Annotated in this window: 17 protein-coding genes and 3 pseudogenes; 7 read left to right on the top strand and 13 right to left on the bottom strand. The window is 43.1% G+C overall.

What is annotated here, in order from left to right:
• Positions 1 to 32: 32 nt before the first annotated feature.
• The gene (locus HWQ58_RS14310; protein WP_292863378.1) at positions 33 to 806 is read left to right on the top strand and encodes an iron-containing redox enzyme family protein; all 774 of its coding nucleotides are present in this window, start codon (positions 33 to 35) and stop codon (positions 804 to 806) included.
• A 139-nt stretch (positions 807 to 945) separates the two neighbouring features.
• Entirely contained in the window at positions 946 to 3,108 is a 2,163-nt protein-coding gene (locus tag HWQ58_RS14305) for a hypothetical protein (RefSeq protein ID WP_292863375.1), read from the top strand.
• An 84-nt stretch (positions 3,109 to 3,192) separates the two neighbouring features.
• Here HWQ58_RS14305 and HWQ58_RS14300 read toward each other — a convergent pair whose 3' ends face one another.
• The 3 genes from HWQ58_RS14300 to HWQ58_RS14290 all read right to left on the bottom strand — a co-directional run bounded on the left by HWQ58_RS14300 (position 3,193) and on the right by HWQ58_RS14290 (position 6,596).
• Entirely contained in the window at positions 3,193 to 3,684 is a 492-nt protein-coding gene (locus HWQ58_RS14300) for a hypothetical protein (protein WP_292863373.1), read from the bottom strand.
• Positions 3,685 to 3,824: 140 nt separating this feature from the next.
• On the bottom strand, positions 3,825 to 5,966 hold the full coding sequence (locus HWQ58_RS14295) for a pentapeptide repeat-containing protein (protein ID WP_292863370.1): 2,142 nt from the start codon (positions 5,964 to 5,966) through the stop codon (positions 3,825 to 3,827).
• Between the two features lie 291 nt (positions 5,967 to 6,257).
• Positions 6,258 to 6,596, bottom strand: coding sequence for a hypothetical protein (locus HWQ58_RS14290; protein WP_292863368.1), 339 nt, complete (start codon positions 6,594 to 6,596; stop codon positions 6,258 to 6,260).
• A 163-nt stretch (positions 6,597 to 6,759) separates the two neighbouring features.
• On the opposite strand from HWQ58_RS14290, the pseudogene HWQ58_RS14285 reads away from it, so the two are divergent.
• The 4 genes and pseudogenes from HWQ58_RS14285 (at position 6,760) to HWQ58_RS14270 (ending at position 9,866) form a co-directional block, all read left to right on the top strand.
• Positions 6,760 to 7,690, top strand: a pseudogene (locus HWQ58_RS14285) (IS630 family transposase).
• A gap of 136 nt (positions 7,691 to 7,826) precedes the next feature.
• Positions 7,827 to 8,096 carry a replication/maintenance protein RepL gene (locus tag HWQ58_RS14280; RefSeq protein WP_366837946.1) on the top strand — a complete coding sequence of 90 codons (270 nt, stop codon included), beginning with the start codon at positions 7,827 to 7,829 and terminating at the stop codon, positions 8,094 to 8,096.
• A 594-nt stretch (positions 8,097 to 8,690) separates the two neighbouring features.
• On the top strand, positions 8,691 to 9,134 hold the full coding sequence (locus HWQ58_RS14275; RefSeq protein WP_292863365.1) for a hypothetical protein: 444 nt from the start codon (positions 8,691 to 8,693) through the stop codon (positions 9,132 to 9,134).
• A 300-nt stretch (positions 9,135 to 9,434) separates the two neighbouring features.
• Positions 9,435 to 9,866, top strand: coding sequence for a hypothetical protein (locus HWQ58_RS14270; RefSeq protein WP_292863362.1), 432 nt, complete (start codon positions 9,435 to 9,437; stop codon positions 9,864 to 9,866).
• A 38-nt stretch (positions 9,867 to 9,904) separates the two neighbouring features.
• Here HWQ58_RS14270 and HWQ58_RS14265 read toward each other — a convergent pair whose 3' ends face one another.
• The 6 genes from HWQ58_RS14265 to petB all read right to left on the bottom strand — a co-directional run bounded on the left by HWQ58_RS14265 (position 9,905) and on the right by petB (position 15,675).
• Entirely contained in the window at positions 9,905 to 10,276 is a 372-nt protein-coding gene (locus HWQ58_RS14265) for a hypothetical protein (protein ID WP_292863358.1), read from the bottom strand.
• An 82-nt stretch (positions 10,277 to 10,358) separates the two neighbouring features.
• A complete protein-coding gene (locus HWQ58_RS14260; protein ID WP_292863355.1) occupies positions 10,359 to 11,540 on the bottom strand; it encodes a glycosyltransferase in 1,182 nt (393 codons plus the stop codon).
• Between the two features lie 10 nt (positions 11,541 to 11,550).
• Positions 11,551 to 12,564 carry a GDP-mannose 4,6-dehydratase gene (locus tag HWQ58_RS14255; RefSeq protein ID WP_292863352.1) on the bottom strand — a complete coding sequence of 338 codons (1,014 nt, stop codon included), beginning with the start codon at positions 12,562 to 12,564 and terminating at the stop codon, positions 11,551 to 11,553.
• A 647-nt stretch (positions 12,565 to 13,211) separates the two neighbouring features.
• A complete protein-coding gene (locus HWQ58_RS14250) occupies positions 13,212 to 13,655 on the bottom strand; it encodes an anti-sigma regulatory factor (protein ID WP_292744744.1) in 444 nt (147 codons plus the stop codon).
• Between the two features lie 636 nt (positions 13,656 to 14,291).
• Entirely contained in the window at positions 14,292 to 14,774 is a 483-nt protein-coding gene (gene petD / locus HWQ58_RS14245; protein WP_292863350.1) for a cytochrome b6-f complex subunit IV, read from the bottom strand.
• Between the two features lie 253 nt (positions 14,775 to 15,027).
• On the bottom strand, positions 15,028 to 15,675 hold the full coding sequence (gene petB / locus HWQ58_RS14240) for a cytochrome b6 (protein ID WP_292863348.1): 648 nt from the start codon (positions 15,673 to 15,675) through the stop codon (positions 15,028 to 15,030).
• 407 nt (positions 15,676 to 16,082) lie between these two features.
• Here petB and ctpA point away from each other — a divergent pair, with 407 nt between their 5' ends.
• Entirely contained in the window at positions 16,083 to 17,327 is a 1,245-nt protein-coding gene (gene ctpA / locus HWQ58_RS14235; RefSeq protein ID WP_292863345.1) for a carboxyl-terminal processing protease CtpA, read from the top strand.
• 364 nt (positions 17,328 to 17,691) lie between these two features.
• Here ctpA and HWQ58_RS14230 read toward each other — a convergent pair whose 3' ends face one another.
• The 4 genes and pseudogenes from HWQ58_RS14230 to HWQ58_RS14220 all read right to left on the bottom strand — a co-directional run.
• Positions 17,692 to 18,366 (bottom strand): Uma2 family endonuclease, encoded by a 675-nt coding sequence (locus HWQ58_RS14230; RefSeq protein WP_292863342.1) that lies wholly within the window; start codon positions 18,364 to 18,366, stop codon positions 17,692 to 17,694.
• Between the two features lie 53 nt (positions 18,367 to 18,419).
• Positions 18,420 to 18,536, bottom strand: a complete 117-nt coding sequence (locus tag HWQ58_RS38450) for a hypothetical protein (RefSeq protein WP_366837937.1) — start codon at positions 18,534 to 18,536, stop codon at positions 18,420 to 18,422.
• Between the two features lie 36 nt (positions 18,537 to 18,572).
• A pseudogene (locus tag HWQ58_RS14225) lies at positions 18,573 to 19,089 on the bottom strand (Uma2 family endonuclease); the annotation flags it as partial.
• Positions 19,090 to 21,150: pseudogene (locus tag HWQ58_RS14220) on the bottom strand (protein kinase); the annotation flags it as partial.
• Positions 21,151 to 21,196 lie beyond the last annotated feature (46 nt).

The raw sequence follows: 21,196 nt of genomic DNA, 5'->3' as shown, positions 1-21,196 counted from the left end.
AAACTCATAACTCGCAACTAGGAGAAAGTTTTATGAAAGTGAAGCCTGCGATCGCTCTGACCTCTAGCCGCTTAAATCGAGACATCGAACTATCGCCTGCGGTGAAAGCGCAAGAATCGGCAATCAGTTCTAGAACAATCGCTTATTGTCACGAAGCCCTTGATCGGAGTCGTTTTTTTTGCCTGCTGAAAGATTCTGCGATCGCTCCACCAATGATACAATATGCCTTTCTCCAGTACCATTTTTGGCGCGATCGGCTGCATCAGTGGTTTGGCTTATGCATCGTCAAAGCTGGCAGTTGTACTGACCCAGATCAGAAATCTGCCATTATGTCTCTAGCAGATCACACCTTCACAGATTTGCAAGACGATCATAGTGAGATGTATGTGGAATTTCTTCACGATCTGGGATTGAGTGATACTGAAATTATGGCATCTCAGCGAAGTGCCGCGACTGCATCCTATGAACGTTCATTTTTCGATGAATTCGGCTACGGAACCGACAACTTTTATGAAGCCCTGGCTGCGCTGAGTGGTCGAGAACTGTGTGTGTCAATCCGAAATGCCAGAATTCTCCAATCTTACTTTGATGCTCGTGGCATGAAGCACCCAACTTGGTTGAGCTTGCACGCGGAATTAGAGGTGAATCATTTCCAAGATTCTATTCGTCCGGTGCTGACTCGCTACGATGGGGATTCAACCAAACTTCATAGCGTAATTAAAGCCGTCGAACGTGGGATTGATCGACACGTACAGTATTTCGAGGATCTGCTGCATGAGTACGAATCCCAAGCCAATGCTGTTTAAGACGCTACTCATCCATGTAAGTGGATTTTGACGATAGTAACGCGGGTTTTCACGTCTGTAAGCGAATGAGACTTGAGTAGCTTATGCAACAACAGTTATTATTCTTAATTATTAGTTTGTGTAAAGAAGAGTTCTATTCATGACTTTAAATGCAGAGCCGCCCCATTCGGTAAATTGCAATCAAATTTGGGAATGTTTACCCACCACTTCCCGTTTTGTAGATCAGCTTGCCTTCAGTCCTGATGGAAAAATAATAGCTAGTTATTTTGGTGAATCAGTTCAGTTTATAAAATTATGGGACGTTGTGAGCGGGAAACAACTTTGCGCTATCAATTCGCCGACATTTGCATTCAACGGCGAAGGGTTTTACCCGACATTTGCATCAAAGGGCGAAGAGTTGTATTATATTTTCGATTGCAAGTCCCTCTTTTTTAGCTCTGACGGAAAGTTTTTGACTTATGGCGGCATTATTTATGGTCTAGCATTGGGCAAGGTCGTCAACGTGCGAGGAATTACATCGCATCTTAAAGAATACCCGTGGCAAACTGTTGCCGTCAGTCCAGATTTGCAAGTAACATACCCGTGGCAAACTGTTGCCGTCAGTCCAGATTTGCAAGTAGCAGTATCCGCTCACACCTTTACCTCCATTTTAAAGCTTTGGGAAACATCCACTGGAGTAGACAGACATACTTTTTGCCTCAACGAACAAGTAAGGGATATTTATGTCAATCAGTTCAGTCCCGATGGCAAAATCTTTGCTAGCTTAATCTGGTTTGCAGGCTATGATGGTTTTGACACAATCGGCGAGGAAAAAATTAAGCTCTGGCAAGTCGAAACGGGGAAAGAACTTTGCAGTATTTCATTGCCAGGTGTAATCAATAGGTGCACTGGTATCTTTGCCTTTAGCTCAGATAGTCGCATTTTAGCCAGTAATTGTGGCGATAGTCTTAGAAGAGTTATCGTCTTGGCAGAAACAGCCACAGGGGTAGAACTTTGTCGGTTCCAAGGATTTGGAGAGAAAAACTCTGGCGGTTTGGACAGAGTTACATCTCTTGCTTTCAGCCCTGATAATCAACTATTAGCGATTGGTGACTCAACTGGCGTAATCACGTTATGGCGATTGAGTAAAGGATGGCTACGACCCCTAAAAGCCAGAAAAATTCGGACTCTGATTAGTTGTGAATCCTGCGAACCTGTCAAAACTCTTGCATTTAGTCCAGATGGGCAAACATTGGCGAGTGGACTTGGTGACAGTAATAGCGGAATTACCCTATGGAATGTGAAAAACGGGAAAAAACATAAAACTCTCTCTGGTCACTTCCTAGAAGCCAATAAGGTTTCCAATTCTTTCACAGATCGTGATCAGTTAGCGGTTAGTCCTGATGGCAAAGTAGTTGCCTGCATTGACACTGCTCATAGCATGATTAAGCTTTGGGATGCACAGAACGCTGCTTTCCTCCGTCGCCTCGAGAGTTGCTACGTTGGCAAGATTGTTTTTAGTCAAAATAGCAAGTTTTTGATTGGTGTCCAAAACAGTCTTGTTGGTTACGTTCATGAGGATCTTATTACTTCTCAGAATATTATTATGTGGGAAGTTGCAACGGGCAGAAAAGTTGAGTCAATTGACTATTTGAGTCAAGGACATTGGGGTCCAAGAACTGTCAATCAGTATGGAGATTTGCTAGCGATCATTGATCCGATAAGCTTGTCGATTAAAGTTCTAGAAGTTCGTAATGGTCAAACGCTTTGTACACTCAGGGGTGGCTACCAGCGTGTGTTGCAGATTATCTTTAGCCCAGACAAGCGTCTTTTAGCGACTCGACATAGTATATCTGAGTTTGCGATTTGGGAGATTACCACTGGCAGGTTAATTCGTACAATCCATACTGACAATATTGAAGATAATACGTATCTTCCATATATTGAAGATGATACGGATCTTCCATGTCCCGATCCAGTCCTGTTTAGTCCAGATGGTGAACTTTTGGCGATCGCAGCAACTCGAAACATCACATTATGGCAAGTTAGCTCCGGCGAAAAGATACACACTATTGATCGCGTTCATCAAGCTTGGGGAAGGTGTATGGCTTTCAGCCCTAACGGACAAACGCTTGCGTTTACTATTACTGACGAAGCCCCTCTCAGACTTTGGAATCTAGAAACTGGCAACGAGACTTGTCTCATCGATCAATCCGACTATACGGTCAGTTCGCTTGATTTTAGTCTGAATGGACAAGTTTTAGTAAGTAGTTATAGCAATGGCACGATAAAGGTGTGGCAGCAAAACAAAGTCTTGGTCTGATAATTCAGCAGGTGTTTTGCAACCACAATCAACACTCAGTAATCTTTGAGCGGCACTGTTTTGGTGACTCTTTACCGATGCCCCTTAAAATCTCAAACCAACGCCACCTTGTACAGAAATAGCTGTACCACCGCTATCACGGTAAGCATCAAAAGCGATAATGGCGTTGCCAAAAAGGACAGTATTGCTATTTGGGATCATATAATCAATGCCCGGTTGTAAAGCAAAACTAATTTTGTCGCCCACAGGAGAAGAACCACCACCACCAGCCAACACTAATCCCGCGCCCAGGTAGGCATCAGCTTGCCAGTTGAGGGGGAAATCGTAAGAAACCGTTGGTACAACTGCCGTATTATTACCGATTAACACTTGAGCGCGTAGTGAAATTGGTGCTTCCAAAAGCTTGTAGCGCCCCGCTATCACCCCACCAAATTGGATACCATCAGTAAAACCAACAGTGGGGCCGATACCGATATAGCTGCCATAAGCTACTTGAGCTTGTGCTGGTTTCGTACTCGCCAGACTCAAGACCAAACCAGCCCCCAAAACTGAAATCAAAGATGGAATATACTTCATAACCTACTCCTCACACCAATTTGTCATTTGTCATTTGTCATTGGGCACTGGGCATTGGGCATTGGGCATTGGTTATTTATTCGCCTTGTCTCCCTCATCCTCCCCTGCCCCCTGCCCCCTGCTCCCCTGCCCCCTCCATTCTACGGGCAACGGGGATGAATACCTCCTTGAGTACAAATGTACGCTAATTGTTTGGCATCTAAATTTTTGGCTTGAGAAAAATCAACTCCTTGGACTACGGCAGATACTGAGCCTAAATCTGGGGTTTGGACAAATTGATCTGCTGGATCTTGTTTGCTAGGAGCGAGAATTGCTCCTTTAAAATCTGCTCCAGCGACATTTGCCCCTCGTAAATCTGCAAGACTCAGGTCGGCATTTTGCAAGTTAACGTTTTCCATTTGGGCAGAACGTAAAACAGCACCAGTTAAACGAGTAGCACTCAGGTTAGCATTGCTGAGATTAGCACGATCCAAATAAGCTCCTGATAAATCTGCTCCTTGCCAATCAGTGTTAGTTAAGTTGGCAAAAGATAATTGCGTTCCGATCGCAGTGGCGCGACCTAAACGCGCTGCATACAGATTGGCTTCGTTCAATTTGGCATCGCCTAAATCTGCCCCAGTCAAGCTGGCTTTTTCCAAAACTGCGTTTCGCAGATCGGCTCCTACTAGTTGGGTGCTGTTGAGTTTAGCATCATATAGACGCGCGTTGGATAAGTTGGCTCTGTTAAGAGTGGCGCGACTCAAATCGATCCGGTTCATCAAGACGCGACTGAGGTTAGCATCAGTAAGATTGGCTTGCTGCAACTGAGCTTGGCTTAAATCAGCCATTACATCGTCGTAGGTATCCCAGCGTCCATCTTCACCCACACCTCGGAAGCGGCTACCCTTAAAGCTGGCTTGGTTAAGATTTGCAGATTTAAACTTAACTCCTGATAAATCAAGATTGTCCAGTACCAAGTTGAAGTAGGAACTTCCTGAAGTACCGCTTTGATCTAATTGGGTGCTACTAAGGTCAACACCCTCGATTTTTTTACCGCTGTAAACAGAGAGAATCTTGTTGATTGTCCGTTGGTTTCTTTGTAGCCGCCCTTGTCGTAATTCCCGCTCTTTGGTTGCAGTGCTACCTACAGATTCCAGTTCGCTGACCAAAAACTGATTCTTATTTTTGAGTTCCGGGATGGCTTGGGGCCCAACAGTTGTCAAAGCTTGTTGAATCGTATCCAGGAGGCTGGGGTTAGTTTCGCTAACTAATAAATCCGTGAGAAATTTAATGGATTGTGGGTCATTAAGACCACCCATAGCCAGAATTGCACTTTGGCGTTGCTCATTAGTCGCCCCAGAGTTGGGAGTCAATTGTTTGACGATCTCAAGGAATTGTTGGCTGTTGATTTGCTTAGTTGCTCGCTGGGATTGTTGAATTTGGATATAAACTTGAGTGCCAATTAAAGTTGCCAACACAGCAGTCATACTCGTTAGCCCTATCCCAAACAAAGCTAGATTGGGATTTTGCTGTATCCGCCGCCACAAATTAGGCGACTGGCTGGTTTGATCTGCCGCTAATTCTTCACCCTCTTGCCATTCTTCTGCTTGATCGTTATCGCCAGCAGACTGAGCTTGTCTGTTGCTAGCTAAAACTGCATCGATTGTATAAGTACCTGCGAGTTGATCGTGTAGTGCGCCACGCCCCCGACGCGACGGTAAGCCTATCCCTTCACCCACAATCATTAATAAAGACAAAAATGTGAATAATCCTAAATTCGGAAAAGCAAAGCTGTAGCGCCACAGCAGATAGGCAATGGAAATGGGTACAGTCCAACGCCCAACGCCTTCTCTAATCACAACTGCCCCCAATCCAGGTGGCTTCCCTTGCTCGTTGACAACCCGCACTTTTAACCAACGTTTCCCAATTGTGCTACCAGTCTTAGCTAATAAATACAATTGCCACCACGAGAGAGTTACAGGCGCTAACAAGGCGATTGTCCACAAAATATTAGTCGGCCATGCTACGTTACGGATGCCATAGCTTACAGGTAGAGCTAGGGGTCTGGCGATCGCTCTTTCTGTGACTACCAGTACGGGATTAAGCGGCACTCGGTTTAGATCGCTTCTAGAATTGGCATAGACACCAATGCCGAAGGGAATCAACCCACTAGTAACCACTAGTGTGATTTCAGCCGCCCAAGCAGCAAAACGTCTACTTGCTAGCAGTAGCGAATTGGCTCTTTCCGATTTTTTTGACTGACCAGATTGATTACTAGTTCTCCTGACAATTGGTGACGTCATCGTATAGTTTCCTTTGATATTATTTCTACGCCGCGATCGGCACAATTAAAATAGACTAAGCTAATCAGCAAAAAGAAAAGCATATTGAAATAGGATTTAGGAGTTATACAGCAGAATTCAGGAGTCTGAATAGGCTGCGCTAACAGAAATAAACTAGGCTTTATACCTAGTTTTGACACTTCGCTTGTGTACTTCACCTTCCTGGAAATCCTCTGTAAGTCAGAAGCCGTTTTTATTTCGGCTCCTGACTTTCATAACTTTGGGCAGAGTGCAAAGTAAATGCATATCAACTTATTGCTTACGTTGAAAGCTACCAGACACAAAAAATTTGTATCCAACATACACTAACACTGCCAAAAGTGCCAGACTGATTACAGATGCAACTAGTTTAAACACTGCTTGCAGCATCGCCAAGCCTACTAGCACCGTCACACCTGAAACTACCAGCTTTTTCGCACTAGATAAGCTGTTGAACCAAGTCTGAAATCGCTCTAGTTGCAAGTTGAAGCTGGCAAAAACAGACTCTGGCGTTTGTTTTTGTTCTTGTGAAACCACCCCAGGTGGGGAATTAATCTCTGCCTCTAGCTGATTGAGGCGACGCTGTAAGTCTTCTTCTGGTTGAGGATTCATCAATCTTTCCTAACTTATTAGCATACTTATTCAACAATAGACTAACCAAATTCTATTTTTGGTGGTTGTCTTAGTGATTTTAGCTAAGTAAGACGAGGTGAAAAAACCAAACTGTGTAAAGATAAGTAAATACGTATAATGTTTCTACCAAGGTAACAGAGATATGGGCAGCCGTTTAAGGGTATTTCTGGCTCCAGAACAAGATAAAACTCTTTTCAACCTGAGAACGGCAGATGTACCGCAGAAAGTGAAAGACAGAGCAGAAGTGATTAGATTGAGCGCACATGGTTGGTACGTAGAGAAGATAGCGGCTCACTTTAATTGGACTGCACAAACAGTGCCAGAGGTTTTGCATCAGTGGCAAAAGCTAGGTTTAGAGGGGCTTTGGTCTAAACCAGGGCGAGGAGGAAAATCAAGGTGGGCGGAAGCTGACATGATTTTCTTAGAAGAATGTTTAGAGAAAGAGCCACGTACATATAACAGCGTTCAATTAGCCCAAAAATTAGAACAAGAACGCTCAGTAAAATTAAGTCCTGACTGGCTAAGGCAGGTACTTAAAAAAAGGGGATCATTTGGAAGCGAACTTTGAAATTGCCACAAAGGAAAGCAAGACCAAGTAATACAGCAAATCAAACAGGCAGATTTAGAAATGTTGGAATTGTCTGCGGCTGTTGGGGAAATAGATTTAAAGTATGTGGATAAATCAGGGTTTTGTGCTTGGAGTGAACCCAGCTACAGCTATTACTTCCGAGGTGAGCAAAAACGCTTAGAGCAGAGTAAACGTCGGGGACGAAGGTTAAGTATTATTGGCTTTCTTCAACCCCTAATTAGTTTTGTCTATGGTTTGGTAATTGGTGGCGTTTCGCGCAAATCTTATATTCAGATGATAGAGCTTGAAGCCGCAGAAACCCAAAGAACAGGACGCATCAGAGTCATAGTGCAGGATAACGGCCCAATACATTGGTGCAAAGAAGTTCAGCAATTATGGTCAAAGTGGGAAGACCATAGAGTTGTATATCTTCTTTTTACCTAAATATTGTTCGGAAATAACCCGATTGAACTGGAGTGGCAACACCTCAAACAAGATGAACTAGCTTCTAAAAGCTTTGAGGACGAGTTAGACCTTGCGTATGCTGTGATTGATGGAGTTCAATCTAGAGCATCCAAGCGAAACTACAGTACCCAACGTGTAAGATTTAACTCTAATTCTTCTGCTTAAGTGTTTGTTACATACTTAGAAAATTTCCCCACGACTTACTTAATCCTGACGTCATACTAACCAAAATGATCGCAGAAATTGTCACTGAAACGGGTTTTAGCAAACCGACTGTGCTGGCTACTCTTGCGGCTATGGAACGCCACGATATTATCCGTCGTAAAACTGGTGTCATTTTTCTCAATCCCAACACCGTTTTTAAAGGCTCTGCCCGTTCCCGTCGCGCACTCCTGATTGAATACCTACAACTCAAATCCTCTGCATCCACTAATTCCGATGATTAACTCTGCATCCCTTGATATTAATTCCCTGTCCTCAATCCCCCTAAAGCTGGCCCAGTCACTGCCCAAAATCCCTGCACTCTATTTCTGCACCAGTGGTGATGATTTGTTGGGTAGATTTAGAGTTCGGACTATCAGAGCTATTAGCAAGCCATCCACCGCAAAGTGTAGTCCCTTACCTCCTGAACTTGCCCCATGTCTCAACTGCTAAAATTTTAAACCAGAAAAAGCTGCAAAATAACACACCTTGAAAGGGTTACTTCTAAGGGCGAAAACTTTGACTGCAACGGACTTGGTGAACTTTTGTAAAGAAGCAACTGGTTCTGCATAAAACTTGTGAGCCGGAAAGTCAAGTAGAGGTATACGGTTAATAGCTTGATGCAAATTAGTTGTGATTTACTTCATCTTCATAGGTTGATAATGCCTCAAGCTCTATTAACTTCGTATCTCTTCCTGATCGCTTGCCAAACATTAAAGGAGTTCTGAATGAAATCAAGATTGTCTACACCTTTGCAGCATTTTAAGAATCTTTTTCGGAAAAATCTTCTTATATTCCTATTAGTACCACTTTTGGTTATTTTAAGTTTTAGTATCATTGTGAACTTTACACCGTTAGCTCAAAAAGCGACCGCTCAAAGAGCGAACACTAAAGTTTTTTCCGACTCGACTGATAATCGAAGTTATAGTGCTATATTTGGAAACACAAAAATCTTTGCGGGTTCTACGACTCTAGGCACTACAAATTGGCAACCATATTCAAATGATCTAGCACCCCCAGGAATTGAGGCAGGAATCTATGTAGATGTAGATACTAGTGAAGCTGGTTTTACCTCTACTCCAAAATACGTTATTTCTTTAGGCGGTATAAATTCTCACTGGAGAGTCACGGGAGCGTCATCAGTTTATAATTCTACACCAACTAGTTTTCGTGTTTATATACGTTTTTCTGAGGTTGATATAATTTCTCTATACCCAACTTTAACACCAGAGTTTGCCAACGGACAGCAGTGGCATATTAATTGGATAGCTGTTGGAAAATAGAGCGTTAGGACTCGTATAGCAGGCATTATCTGGGTTTTTCAAAGGGTATAGGGGATCTGACTTCAAGGGGCGACAATCGCCTCTAAAACCCTTTTTCTTTCCCCTTTCCTCTTTAACCGAAAAGTACTTTTGTAGAGACGTTGTATTGCAATGTCTCTACATACACCTATAAAATCTTCACAAATAATCCCTAAACAACTAGTGTCGCTTTATACAGTAACTTTGGGAACCAAAAGAGATTGCTGTCGTCTATATAAATTAACAATATTGCTCTAAAAAAAATCTGGAGCATTAATTAAAATGAAAACTTTTAGGCTACTTGCAATTATTCCCACAGCTTTAGCGATGAGTTTGGTTTTCACTGAGGCTAATTTAGCACAGACACCAACAATCCAAATTAATCGAAATTCCCAACCAGATCCATTGATTTTGAACGGAAAGTCTGGAGGATCTGTCAAAAGTAATTGTGGCAATATTACCACTGAACCTAGTCAAGTTATCCAAGTTACAGAGTCACTACCTTATTTGCGATTAACAGTAGAGAGTCAAGGAAAGCCAACACTGCTTATCGACGGGCCTGGGGGGCGCTTTTGTGTACTAGCAGATAGTTACTCTGGAGGTAAGTCAGAACTTTCTGGTTATTGGCAGGCAGGAAAATACTCACTGTATGTAGGCGAACTATCCCCGCAACAGTATACTTACACCCTCTCAATCTCGCAAAAAAATAAATAGTCGTCATTAGTCATTAGCAAAGGACAAATGACTAATGACTATTCTTCCAGTGATTTGGCTGGAACTTCGACAGCAGTGACATCAATTGTGCCTTCTGGTGTGAAGCGCTGAAAATGACTATTTTGTACTAACAGTAATTCCTGACAGTTAGGACATTGCAACTGAGTGTTATTTAAACCTGTAAATTCATATCCACAGACGGGACATTGATCGGCAACCAAGTTGCGTTGCAGCCACCAACGAAAGCCAAAAAAAGCCACAATAGGTGCCAATAACAGCAACCCGAAAATAATTAGCAATGAATTAACTAACCAACCCAAGCCCACTGATGCCAGTAACAAAACAACTGCCAGTAGGGTGAACCAAGGGCGGAGATTTAAAAGATTCAATTGAAATGACTTAAAGCTCATTTTTTAAATTTCGTCCTGCTCTCCTTTTAGGATAGCGATTTTGGTCATTGGTCATTTGTCATTTGTCATTTGTCATTTGGACTCAAATTGACTTCATTACTGAGGATAGCAGCATTTTTTGCAAGTGCTGTTGAAAGGCATTTAGGCCAAACAGAGCGATCGCCTGTTGTCGCAGCCACTCTCCATCACATCGCTGGTCATCCCCTTGAAGCATTTCTACACAAGCCGTTGCTACAGCATCAGGACTACGGTGTGGTACTCGCCATCCCAGTTTACCATCCTGCAAGGGGTCAGCGGAACCATCGTTGTCACCGGATAATACAGGCACTCCACAAGCCATTGCTTCTAGATAAACTATGCCAAAGCCTTCTTGCGAAGGCATAATATAGGCGTCAGCAAGGCGGTAATGTTCCATTAATTCTTCTGTGGCAACGAAACCAGCAAACACGACGCGATCGCTCACACCTAAATTTTTTGCAAGTTTAGCTAATCGCGGTTGATCATCGCCGCGACCAATTACCAAATATTTCACTTCTGGAAAAACCTGAGCGATTTGTGGTAATGCCCGAATTGTGACATCTACACCCTTGTAAATATCTCCTGACCATAACCGCGCTACTGTCATTAACACTTTCGCACCAGTTAAGCCATACTTCTGGACTAATTCTGGTTGTTTGGAACCAGGAGTAAATTTATCCCCATCAATTGCACAAGGCATCATCTGTACCATTTTCGGGTTTAGACTATTAGCAACACAAGCGCGATCGCGGCTGTAGCGACTAATTGTCCAAATTCCTGCTGCTGATGTCAGGGCACGACGTTCCTGATTTTTCAACGGTTCCCAGACTTCTTTGCCGTAAGTTAGCACGGTGTAAGGAATCCCCAAGGGCTGACAAAGTGTTTGGATTAATACTGCTAAGTTAATGTGACCGCAGAAAACTTGTTGCGGACGGCTCTGCAACAGACACTTCAGTAAAGCTGCTGCCATTTGCAATCTCCCCAAATAGGGGGACTGATTTTTAAAGTAATGAAATCTTAAGTTCTCGTCTTCAAACGGATTTAAGCTATCAGCACTATCTCGCAGTAAAAAAACTTCTGCCTTGTAGTCTTGGCTCAATCCCAGATAGGCGCGAAAAATATCTTTTATATACGATTGAATACCACCTTCGTGAGCAAAAATTTCTAAAAACACAAAGACATGGTTAGTTTTTTTGTTAACTTTATCACCTAAATTCAGGTTTTCTGTCACTGTAGTGATTTGCATTTTAGATTCTTTACACTCGCGGTAAGGGTGCGATGCCTGCGGCAAGGACTTCATCCAACGCACCGGTTTGTAACCGCTCCAAATCTGTTTTTACCATTTTTTCTAAAAGTTCCTCAAAGCTTACTTGGGGTTCCCAGCCGAGGTTTCTTTTAGCTTTGCTGGGGTTAGCTACTAGTTGAAAGTGCTCATCTTGTCGCAACAAGCTAGTATTTAAGACTACATGCTGCTTCCAATCCAATCCGACTGACTCAAAGGCTGTGGCAACTAAATCTCTAACACTATGCAGTTTACCAGTGCCAATCACATATTCTTCTGGCTCATCAATTTGCAACATTAGCCACATGGCCTCTACATAATCACCTGCAAAACCCCAATCACGTTGGGCATCGAGATTACCCATTTCTAAAGTGTCAGTTAAACCCAATTTAATTGATGCAGCCGCCAAAGAAACTTTGCGTGTGACAAACTGAGGTGCGCGTAGAGGAGACTCGTGATTATATAAAATTCCGCTACAGGCAAATAGTCCATAGCGCTGTCTATGATGTACCATCGTCCAGTGGGCGTGCATTTTAGCCGCAGCATAAGGATTTTTAGGACGAAAAGCGGTTTCCTCATCTTGAGGCGAGAGGAATACATCGCCAAACATTTCTGAACTGCTGGCTTGATAAAATCTTGTAGACAAACCGACTTTTCGTACTGCTTCCAAGAGCTTAGTAGCTGTACCGGTTATTAAATCCAGGGTTCCCAATGGGTCGTTCCAAGAGTCGGGTACAAAACTGGGAGCCGCCAAATTATAAATTTCTTGGGGACGCAGTTGTTCAACTGCGGTCAACAGTGCCGCATTATCCCTCAAGTCAACCGTAAAAATTTCTACCTGATTTGCCAGTATTCCCAGTTTTGTCAAATTAGGTTGTCGATCTGGGGGTACTAATCCAACAACTCGATAACCACGGTTGAGGAGCAAATGGCTGAGATAGTAGCCATCTTGACCAGTAATTCCTGTAATTAGGGCTGTTTTAGTCATATTTTGTCCCCTATTCTGTCTATCTCTTTAAGCACGAAATGGCACTTGTTGGAGAACAAACATTAAGACTCTCAACACTGCTGACAAATCTTAACAAGGGAGCTTGTGTAACTCGAATGCTATTTTTACTATATTCACTAATTCTTTTTATACAAAAATCTTATTTGAGATTTTACAAAAAAATCATAATGAATAAGCAATTTCACGTAAAAAACATATTACTCCTATTCAAATAATATTGAAAAAGGAGTATACTTTTATCAATCAAATAACTATGTATTTCAATAGGAACTGCTATATTTTCAAGTGATATCATGTCCGGCTGATTAGTTATGATTCTTGCATCTGTGCAAAAATCTGAAAACTCTTTCTTCCCCAGCAAGAACTGCCTTCTTAATGATAAGTCTTTAACCGGACATGATATGAGTGGCTAAATTTTGAGCAAAATTTTTGTTAGCTTGGTGACGACTATATGAGAAGTTTTATTTGTTTGACTCCTAAGTACCATCGAGTTAGCAAGAGAGCGTTGTAGAGAAGACAAGCCCTCGTTTTTTGTTGGTATTACTTCCCTACGCTCCACTCCTCTCACAAGCCAAAATTGACATCAGAAGTATTCTTACCTTCCTTTATCCTTGACTATTTCACTGTTACTTTTGTGCTTCTACAGAGTATTTGACAATGAGCAGGCAATTTCTACCATCCGCACCACGTTCGTATACAACCCGGTCAGCCAACCGCCGCAGGAGAAACCATCCATACCCACCTACTTGCAGAGTACCTGGGGCTGGCTCTGCGATCGCATCAGGATTGAAAGGTTTTCCATAATCCCAAATTCTAATCTCTAGTCGGTCAATCCACAGATAAACGTTAATTTCAATGGTTGTTTCCGGGGGTAAAGCATGATGAGCGTGACGAACAGCGTTGGTAAAGCCTTCTGCTAATGCTAAATTGAGGCGATCGAGTTGGGTTTTTGACCAGCCAAGTTGAGACAAGTGTTGCAGACAAAATTGCTCAAACCATTCTTGCACCTGGTTTAAGAGCCTGAGTTCGCTCTTAACAGTCAGATGGTCTTGCTGCACTATACTAAGCATTAACTGTGAGTTGAATATAAGTAAACCTAAGTTGCTAGTTATGAAATTCTGCGCTGTTCGCAAAATTTCTCTCACATAAAAAAATCTAAATTGAGATATTCTGTGTACCAAAATACAAAACATGAACGATTTTGGCAATCTGAGAGTTGTAACTAGCAATTTACGTTAAGTAAGTAAGAAATGTTTGTATTTGTTGACTTTTGATGATTTGAGATTTTGGAATAGCTTTTCCATCCAAGACTTCAAATCCCAGATGCAATCTGAACTATTGAAGATGAATTCAGAATAGAGAATTCAGAATTCAGAATGCAATCAGTGAAGGATACGCTGCGGGATCTTGCTACAAAGCCAACACTATTTTGTTGACCACTAAAAACAGCATATTTACTGTGGGGATTGAACCCGTTTCTTCAGACGCTATCTACGAGACGCTGTGCGTAACTTGCTTCCCTGTAGGATACGCGGACTCGCTTTAGGTGGCGTTATCCGCTTTTAATTCAGAATTTTATTCTGAATTTTGGCTTCTGACTCCTGAATTCTTTCCTGTTAAAATTGACGCCTGTTGATTGTTTTCAAAAGCACATCTGCATCTGCTCTTGAAACTCACAGGCGTCAAAGCATTTTCTGGTGACTAATTTAGAATAGTCCCAAGGTCAAAGATTTATCCAATGGCAAAGCAGCACCAATACCCAGCCACAAGGTGACAAAAGTACCAACGAGAAATACTGTGGTTGCAACTGGACGGCGGAAGGGGTTTTGGAACTTATTCACGTTCTCAATAAAGGGAACGAGGATTAGACCTACTGGTACGGAACCCATTGCTAACACTCCTAAAAGTTTGTTAGGAAGCGATCGCAAAATTTGGAAAACTGGATACAAGTACCACTCTGGCAAAATTTCCAATGGTGTGGCGAAAGGATTTGCTGGTTCACCCGTCATTGCGGGATCTAGCACAGCTAGAGCCACAATCGCAGCGAAGGAACCCATGATCACAATTGGAAAGACGTAAAGTAAGTCATTAGGCCAAGCGGGTTCACCATAGTAGTTGTGACCCATGCCTTTAGCGAGTTTGGCTCTTAACTGAGGATCGCTCAGGTCAGGTTTTTTTTGTGTTGACATTTTGAAATGTGTTCTCCTGCTTAAGTTAAATTAAAGCATTTGTGAAAGCTATCAGCTACTAGGCAACCAATAGGCGGCAGTATTTGTGTCTATCTCCGGTCAGCCGCCTAGAGTTTTTCTACAGCTTTCGGCTTCAAATACAAGTATTTGTTTTTTGGAACTTATGTGCAATTAACTTCTTGTGTTTCATAAGTTTAAAACAAACAACTCGATCTGAAAACTGACAAATGTTGCCTTTCGCTAATAGCTGAGATTACAAAGGCCCGGAAATGCCTTGCTTGCGGATCATCAAGAAGTGAAACAGCATGAATACTGCAATCAACCAAGGCAGTACAAATGTGTGTGCGCTGTAGTAACGAGTTAGCGTTGCTTGACCAACACTCGAACCGCCGCGCAGCAGGTCAGAAATCAAAACTCCAACCACGGGAATTGCTTCTGGTACGCCGCTAACGATTTTCACAGCCCAGTAGCCAACTTGATCCCAAGGTAGGGAATAGCCGGTGACTCCAAAGGAAACGGTGATCACAGCCAGGATGACACCACTTATCCAGGTCAATTCACGGGGCTTTTTGAAACCACCTGTTAGGTAAATCCGGAAGACGTGCAAAATCATCATCAGCACCATCATGCTGGCAGACCAGCGATGGATAGAGCGAATTAGCCAGCCGAAGTTGACTTCATTCATGATGTACTGTACTGAAGAGAAAGCTTCAGTAACTGTTGGCCTGTAGTAGAACGTCATGGCAAATCCAGTAGCAAACTGGATGAGAAAGCAAACCAAGGTAATTCCACCCAGGCAGTAAAAGATATTGACGTGGGGAGGGACGTACTTGCTAGTGACGTCTTCGGCGAGTGCCTGAATCTCCAGGCGTTCCTCAAACCAGTCGGAAACGTTGGCCATACAATCTCAAGTTCCTAAAAGTCGGTTGCGGTTGATAAATCCCGAAGTTCTGAATCGGCAGAAGCCTTCGCTCAGACTTCTCTCCCAACTAGTAATTTTGGGATTTTAGTAAAGGGGAGTTTTTTGGAAAGCTTTTGGGCTTTTGGCGTGCTAAGAGACTTCAGAAACTTTACACTCTGTAAAGATGGAATATATTGCGATCTCTTTACGCCCCTACACACAAAATGGTGGACACAAAGTAGATTTTATCCTTTGGTGAGTGGATACGAGGCATCAGTTGACTGAACAACTTGATGAGAAAAATGCACCACTTCTATAAAAAAAGTAACATAATCGAGAGATAGATTTCATCAACAACAGGGGAAGTGGGCATTATCTAGACAATTTGGGTTGAGGTGGAATTGATAATGGGGTTCATGAACAAACAAGTCTTTCGGGTTGGATTTTCATTGTTAATGGCGTTTTGCTTGGCGTTGGGTACGCTTACTCAGTCGGCGGTGGCTTTGACTGGGGAACAAAAGCTGGTTTCGGAAGTTTGGCGAATTGTTAATCGTACTTATCTAGATGAGACCTTTAATCATCAAAACTGGGCGGCTGTGCGGCAAAAGGTTCTGGAAAAGCCACTGGCAGACTCAAATGCCACTTATACGGCAATTGGGAAGATGCTCAAGAGCCTCGACGATCCTTTTACTCGTTTTTTAGATCCAGAACAGTACCGCAGCTTGCAGGTTAATACTTCTGGGGAATTGACTGGGGTAGGATTGCAAATTGTCCTGAATCCTGAGAATGGGAAGTTGGAAGTAGTGGCTCCCATCGCCGGTTCACCGGCAGATAAAGCGGGGATTCGACCACGCGATCGCATTCTCAAAATTGAAGGCGTTTCCACAGAAAATCTCACCCTTGATGAAGCTGCAACCAGAATGCGCGGGCCGAGTGGCAGCCTTGTCACTCTCTCGATCGAACGGGACGGAGAGGCAGAAACGGAAATTAGACTGACACGCGATCGCATTGCCCTTAACCCTGTGGTTTCAGATTTGCGTGTTTCTGCTGAGGGTACACCCATTGGCTACCTAAGTCTTACACAATTTAATGCCAACGCTTCAATGGAATTGGCACACGCTATTTCTAGTCTAGAAAAAAAAGGCGCTGCTGCCTACATTCTAGATTTACGAAATAATCCTGGGGGGTTATTGCAATCAGGAATTGAAATCGCCCGTCTGTGGTTAGACTCTGGGATTATCGTCTACACTGTTAACCGACAAGGCATTCAGGGTAGTTTTGAAGCCCTTGGGCCAGCCCTGACGAAAGATCCTCTGGTGATTTTGGTGAATCAAGGAACTGCTAGTGCCAGTGAAATTCTCGCCGGCGCACTCCAAGATAATGGTCGTGCCCAGTTGGTAGGCGAAACCACCTTTGGCAAGGGCTTAATTCAATCCTTATTTGAATTATCAGATGGTTCGGGCTTGGCAGTCACTATTGCTAAGTATGAAACTCCTCAGCATCGGGATATTAACAAACTAGGCATTAAGCCGGATCAAGTGATTTCCCAAGCAGCCATTAACCGCGAACAAATTGGCACTGAAGCGGATCTGCAATATCAAGCAGCAGTGGAACTTTTGGTTAAAAACTCAGTGGTGGCGGGAAAGGCGTAAAAAGTTTGGAGTTTGCCTTGTTCCCAGTCAAAGACTGGGAATGAGCGAATAATTACTAGTTCATAATTCATAATTAAAGAATGGCATAAGCAGCAATACTTTGCATCAATTTACCCATAAGATCATCTATTTATGGGGATTGTAATGGGTGAATTTTGAATTCGGAGCGTACCCCTTTGGGGAAGCAAGCTACGCGTAGCGTCTCGTAGAGAAGCGACGTGACTCAGGTAGGAACGTTGTTATCTGAGGATGAACTCACATCCCCACTACTACCTGGTTTCTGCTGTCAGGTCGCCCGTTTTTTTTAAGATAATCAAGGTAATTTTCAGTCTTTGACTTTATCCATCCGATTGGACTGCCAGGGCTAACTCTGCACAAAGGCTTGATGTTCGATAGAATTCACCTCTGCCTGCAATATAGTTAACACCTGTTGCATATCCCCCGCCAGCAAGGCCGATTCGTCTAGCCACAATCCTGGAAAGACTTGACTTTGAATCACACCTGCCGCATCGGGGTGCAAATTTACATACTCTCCTGCTTCTAGGTGGAACCAATCGATGCGCTGTTCAAACACCTGCCACACGAGGTACTCCTGTATTCCATTCCGCCGATAAGCACGCTTTTTGTCACCCAAATCGACCGTGACACTACTGGCGGCAATTTCTGCAACCAGTTCTGGTGCTCCTTCTACGTAACCATCCTGGCTTAGGTGTGATTGCCCACCCGCCTGAGCATCAATCAATAACATCGCGTCGGGTTGGGGTTCGTTGTCCAAATCAAGGCGAACGGTTGGGTTATCACCAAGACGTACTCCTGGGGTCACAATCTTGTAAGTCCATAACCAGCCGATCAAGTCAGCATGAGGTTCCGCATGGGGTTCAAAACGCAGCGGTGAAGCCATGTAGACAGTTCCTTCAATCAATTCGGCTTTTTTTAGCTTTGGCATGGCATTGTAGCGCCGCTCAAATTCAAAGCGGGTCAGGCGATCGCCGTTTTCCAATGGGGGAACTGTCAAACGCCAAAGCGAGGAACGAGACATAATTAGGACACAGACAATTTATTTTTATCCTACAACAACTGCGATTTTCTCGCTTATGCGGACAATGGTAGCTGAATCACCAATTCAGTTCCTTTGCCAAGTTGAGAATTCACCTCAATCGCTCCGCCATATTTTTCTACAATAATTTGACGGGCGATGTCTGACGACAAGCCGCTTTGCGTCTACGCCAATCTCAGTCTTTGACTTTATCGATCCGATTGCACTGCCAGGGCTAACTTCTGCACAAAGGCTTGATGTTCGATAGAATTCACCTCTGCCTGCAATATAGTTAACACCTGTTGCATATCCCCCGCCAGCAAGGCCGATTCGTCTAGCCACAATCCTGGAAAGACTTGACTTTGAATCACACCTGCCGCATCGGGGTGCAAATTTACATACTCTCCTGCTTCTAGGTGGAACCAATCGATGCGCTGTTCAAACACCTGCCACACGAGGTACTCCTGTATTCCATTCCGCCGATAAGCACGCTTTTTGTCACCCAAATCGACCGTGACACTACTGGCGGCAATTTCTGCAACCAGTTCTGGTGCTCCTTCTACGTAACCATCCTGGCTTAGGTGTGATTGCCCACCCGCCTGAGCATCAATCAATAACATCGCGTCGGGTTGGGGTTCGTTGTCCAAATCAAGGCGAACGGTTGGGTTATCTACCAAGACGCACTCCTGGGGTCATGGTCTGATACACTCCTAGCCAGGTTATGACTGTTCCTTTGCCAAGTTGAGAATTCACCTCAATCGCTCCGCCATGTTTTTCTACAATAATTTGACGGGCGATGTCTGACGACAAGCCGCTTTGCGTCTACGCCAATTCTAATCCCGTCCCTTTACCCACACCTTTTGTAGTAAATAAGTGGTCAAAAACCTTTTCTTTGATTGATTCATTCATCCCTTGGCCATTATCAGTAATAGCAACTTTCACGCTATTGTTTTCTACTGAGGTTGTAATTGTAATGCAGTTATGATTAGCTTTAATTTCTTCAAAACTGCGTCCGGTGTTAGATTCATCTAATGCATCAATAGCGTTTGCTAGAAGATTCATAAATACCTGATTTAATTGACCGGGAAAGCATTCAACTTCAGGGAGATTACCATAATTTGTGATAACTTCAATTAATGGACGTTGTTCATTTGCCTTGAGACGATGTTTTAAAATTAAAATCGTGCTATCGATACCTTGGTGGATATTGAAAGGCACTTTGTAATCTTGATCGGCACGAGAGAAAGTTCTCAAACTGGTGCTAATGTTTTTTAGCCTGTCGTACGCCATAGACATGGAATCAATCATCTTGGGCAAGTCTGATAAACTATAATCCAGGTCGATTTCTTGGGCATGGTCTGTAATTTCATCTCTGGGAGTAGGAAACTTTTGTTCATATAGTTTCAAGTGTTCAATAAGATCGGTAAACGTAGGTTTAGCAAGTTTTAGACTAGCAGCAATAAAACCCAAAGGATTATTCATTTCGTGAACCACCCCTGCGACTAAGTTACCCAATGCAGACATCTTTTCACTTTGCACAATTTGTAATTGAGCACCCTGAAGTTCTTGTAAAGCTGCTTCTAGCTGTTGAGCATCTTCTAGCGATCGCTCATAAAGTCGGGAATTTTCTAAAGAAATAGCCGCCTGAGCGCAGAGCAGGTTGAGTAGTTCCACGCGATCACTCGTGAACGCCCCCGTCGCTAAATTATTCAAATAACCGCGTTGCCGCACAATTGGTTTATGAACTTCGTTGACAACCGCAGTTTTACCAATACCGGAAAAACCAGCTACCAGCATCATTTCCGTTGCACCAAGGCTGACTCGCTCAAATGCTTGCAGTAGAGTTGATACTTCGGTTTCTCGCCCATAAAGTTTATCAGGGATGATGAAGCGATGGCACACATCCCTACACGCAATTTCAAAACTCCCAATCCTACCAGAAACTTGTAGCTGATGTAAACAATTTTCTAAATCAAACTTCAGTCCCAACGCACTTTGATATCTGGATTCAGCATTTTTTGCCATCAATTTCATCACGATATCACAAATAACTTGGGGAATCTCTTCTCTATTCCCTAAAAGTCGTGGAAGTTTAGCAATATGACAATGTACCAATTCCATCGGCTCGTTTGATTGAAAAGGTAACTCACCTGTAAGTAACTCGTAGAAAGTTACACCCAAAGAATAAAAATCAGTCCGATAGTCAATCCCCCGATTCATTCTGCCTGTTTGTTCTGGAGAAATGTAAGCTAGTGTCCCTTCTAATACATCAGGATTGATGAGTGTTTGCGTTTCTCGTGGTAGTAAAGATGCGATACTAAAGTCAATTAATTTAACTTGTTTGGTTTCGGGATTAATGAGAATATTGGCGGGTTTGATATCTTTATGAATAATCCGCTCACAATACAATATATCTAAGGTATTGCACAGTGCGATCGCTAGAACTAAAAACTATTGTAGAGACGCCATATATCGCGTCTCTGGTGAGGTGAAATAATTTTTGAGAGAAATCCCCCCAAAGTCTTCCATTACCAACGCATAGCTATTTTGGTAGGCGATGAGGCTGTAGGTTTGGACGATTAGCGGTGAGTTGAGATTTTTGGCAATGGTGTACTGATTGGGAAAAGACAAGAGTTCGCTGAAACTGGGATAAGGATTTTTCAGCAGTTTAATCACTACTGGTAATTCGTCAGTCTCTCGATACCCACGATAAACGAGCGTTCTGCAACCATTGTAGAGTTCTTCACTGATGCGATATCCGGGAATACTGACCATGCTGTTAATCATATTACTAAATCCTTAAGATTTCCAGATTTAGTATTCCCAGATATCT

Source organism: Nostoc sp. LPT (assembly GCF_017115165.1).
GTDB lineage: Bacteria > Cyanobacteriota > Cyanobacteriia > Cyanobacteriales > Nostocaceae > Nostoc.
Note: the sequence above shows the minus strand (reverse complement) of the source record. Positions and strands in the feature narration are given on the sequence as shown.

Coding starts and splice junctions, on each gene's coding strand:
- HWQ58_RS14230 (WP_292863342.1), bottom strand. CDS start 18,366: ATGTCTCGTTCCTCGCTTTGGCGTTTGACAGTTCCCCCATTGGAAAAC.
- HWQ58_RS14260 (WP_292863355.1), bottom strand. CDS start 11,540: ATGCAAATCACTACAGTGACAGAAAACCTGAATTTAGGTGATAAAGTT.
- HWQ58_RS14310 (WP_292863378.1), top strand. CDS start 33: ATGAAAGTGAAGCCTGCGATCGCTCTGACCTCTAGCCGCTTAAATCGA.
- HWQ58_RS14305 (WP_292863375.1), top strand. CDS start 946: ATGACTTTAAATGCAGAGCCGCCCCATTCGGTAAATTGCAATCAAATT.
- ctpA (WP_292863345.1), top strand. CDS start 16,083: ATGGGGTTCATGAACAAACAAGTCTTTCGGGTTGGATTTTCATTGTTA.
- HWQ58_RS14300 (WP_292863373.1), bottom strand. CDS start 3,684: ATGAAGTATATTCCATCTTTGATTTCAGTTTTGGGGGCTGGTTTGGTC.
- petB (WP_292863348.1), bottom strand. CDS start 15,675: ATGGCCAACGTTTCCGACTGGTTTGAGGAACGCCTGGAGATTCAGGCA.
- HWQ58_RS14295 (WP_292863370.1), bottom strand. CDS start 5,966: ATGACGTCACCAATTGTCAGGAGAACTAGTAATCAATCTGGTCAGTCA.
- HWQ58_RS14270 (WP_292863362.1), top strand. CDS start 9,435: ATGAAAACTTTTAGGCTACTTGCAATTATTCCCACAGCTTTAGCGATG.
- HWQ58_RS14250 (WP_292744744.1), bottom strand. CDS start 13,655: ATGCTTAGTATAGTGCAGCAAGACCATCTGACTGTTAAGAGCGAACTC.
- HWQ58_RS14255 (WP_292863352.1), bottom strand. CDS start 12,564: ATGACTAAAACAGCCCTAATTACAGGAATTACTGGTCAAGATGGCTAC.
- HWQ58_RS14265 (WP_292863358.1), bottom strand. CDS start 10,276: ATGAGCTTTAAGTCATTTCAATTGAATCTTTTAAATCTCCGCCCTTGG.
- HWQ58_RS14290 (WP_292863368.1), bottom strand. CDS start 6,596: ATGAATCCTCAACCAGAAGAAGACTTACAGCGTCGCCTCAATCAGCTA.
- petD (WP_292863350.1), bottom strand. CDS start 14,774: ATGTCAACACAAAAAAAACCTGACCTGAGCGATCCTCAGTTAAGAGCC.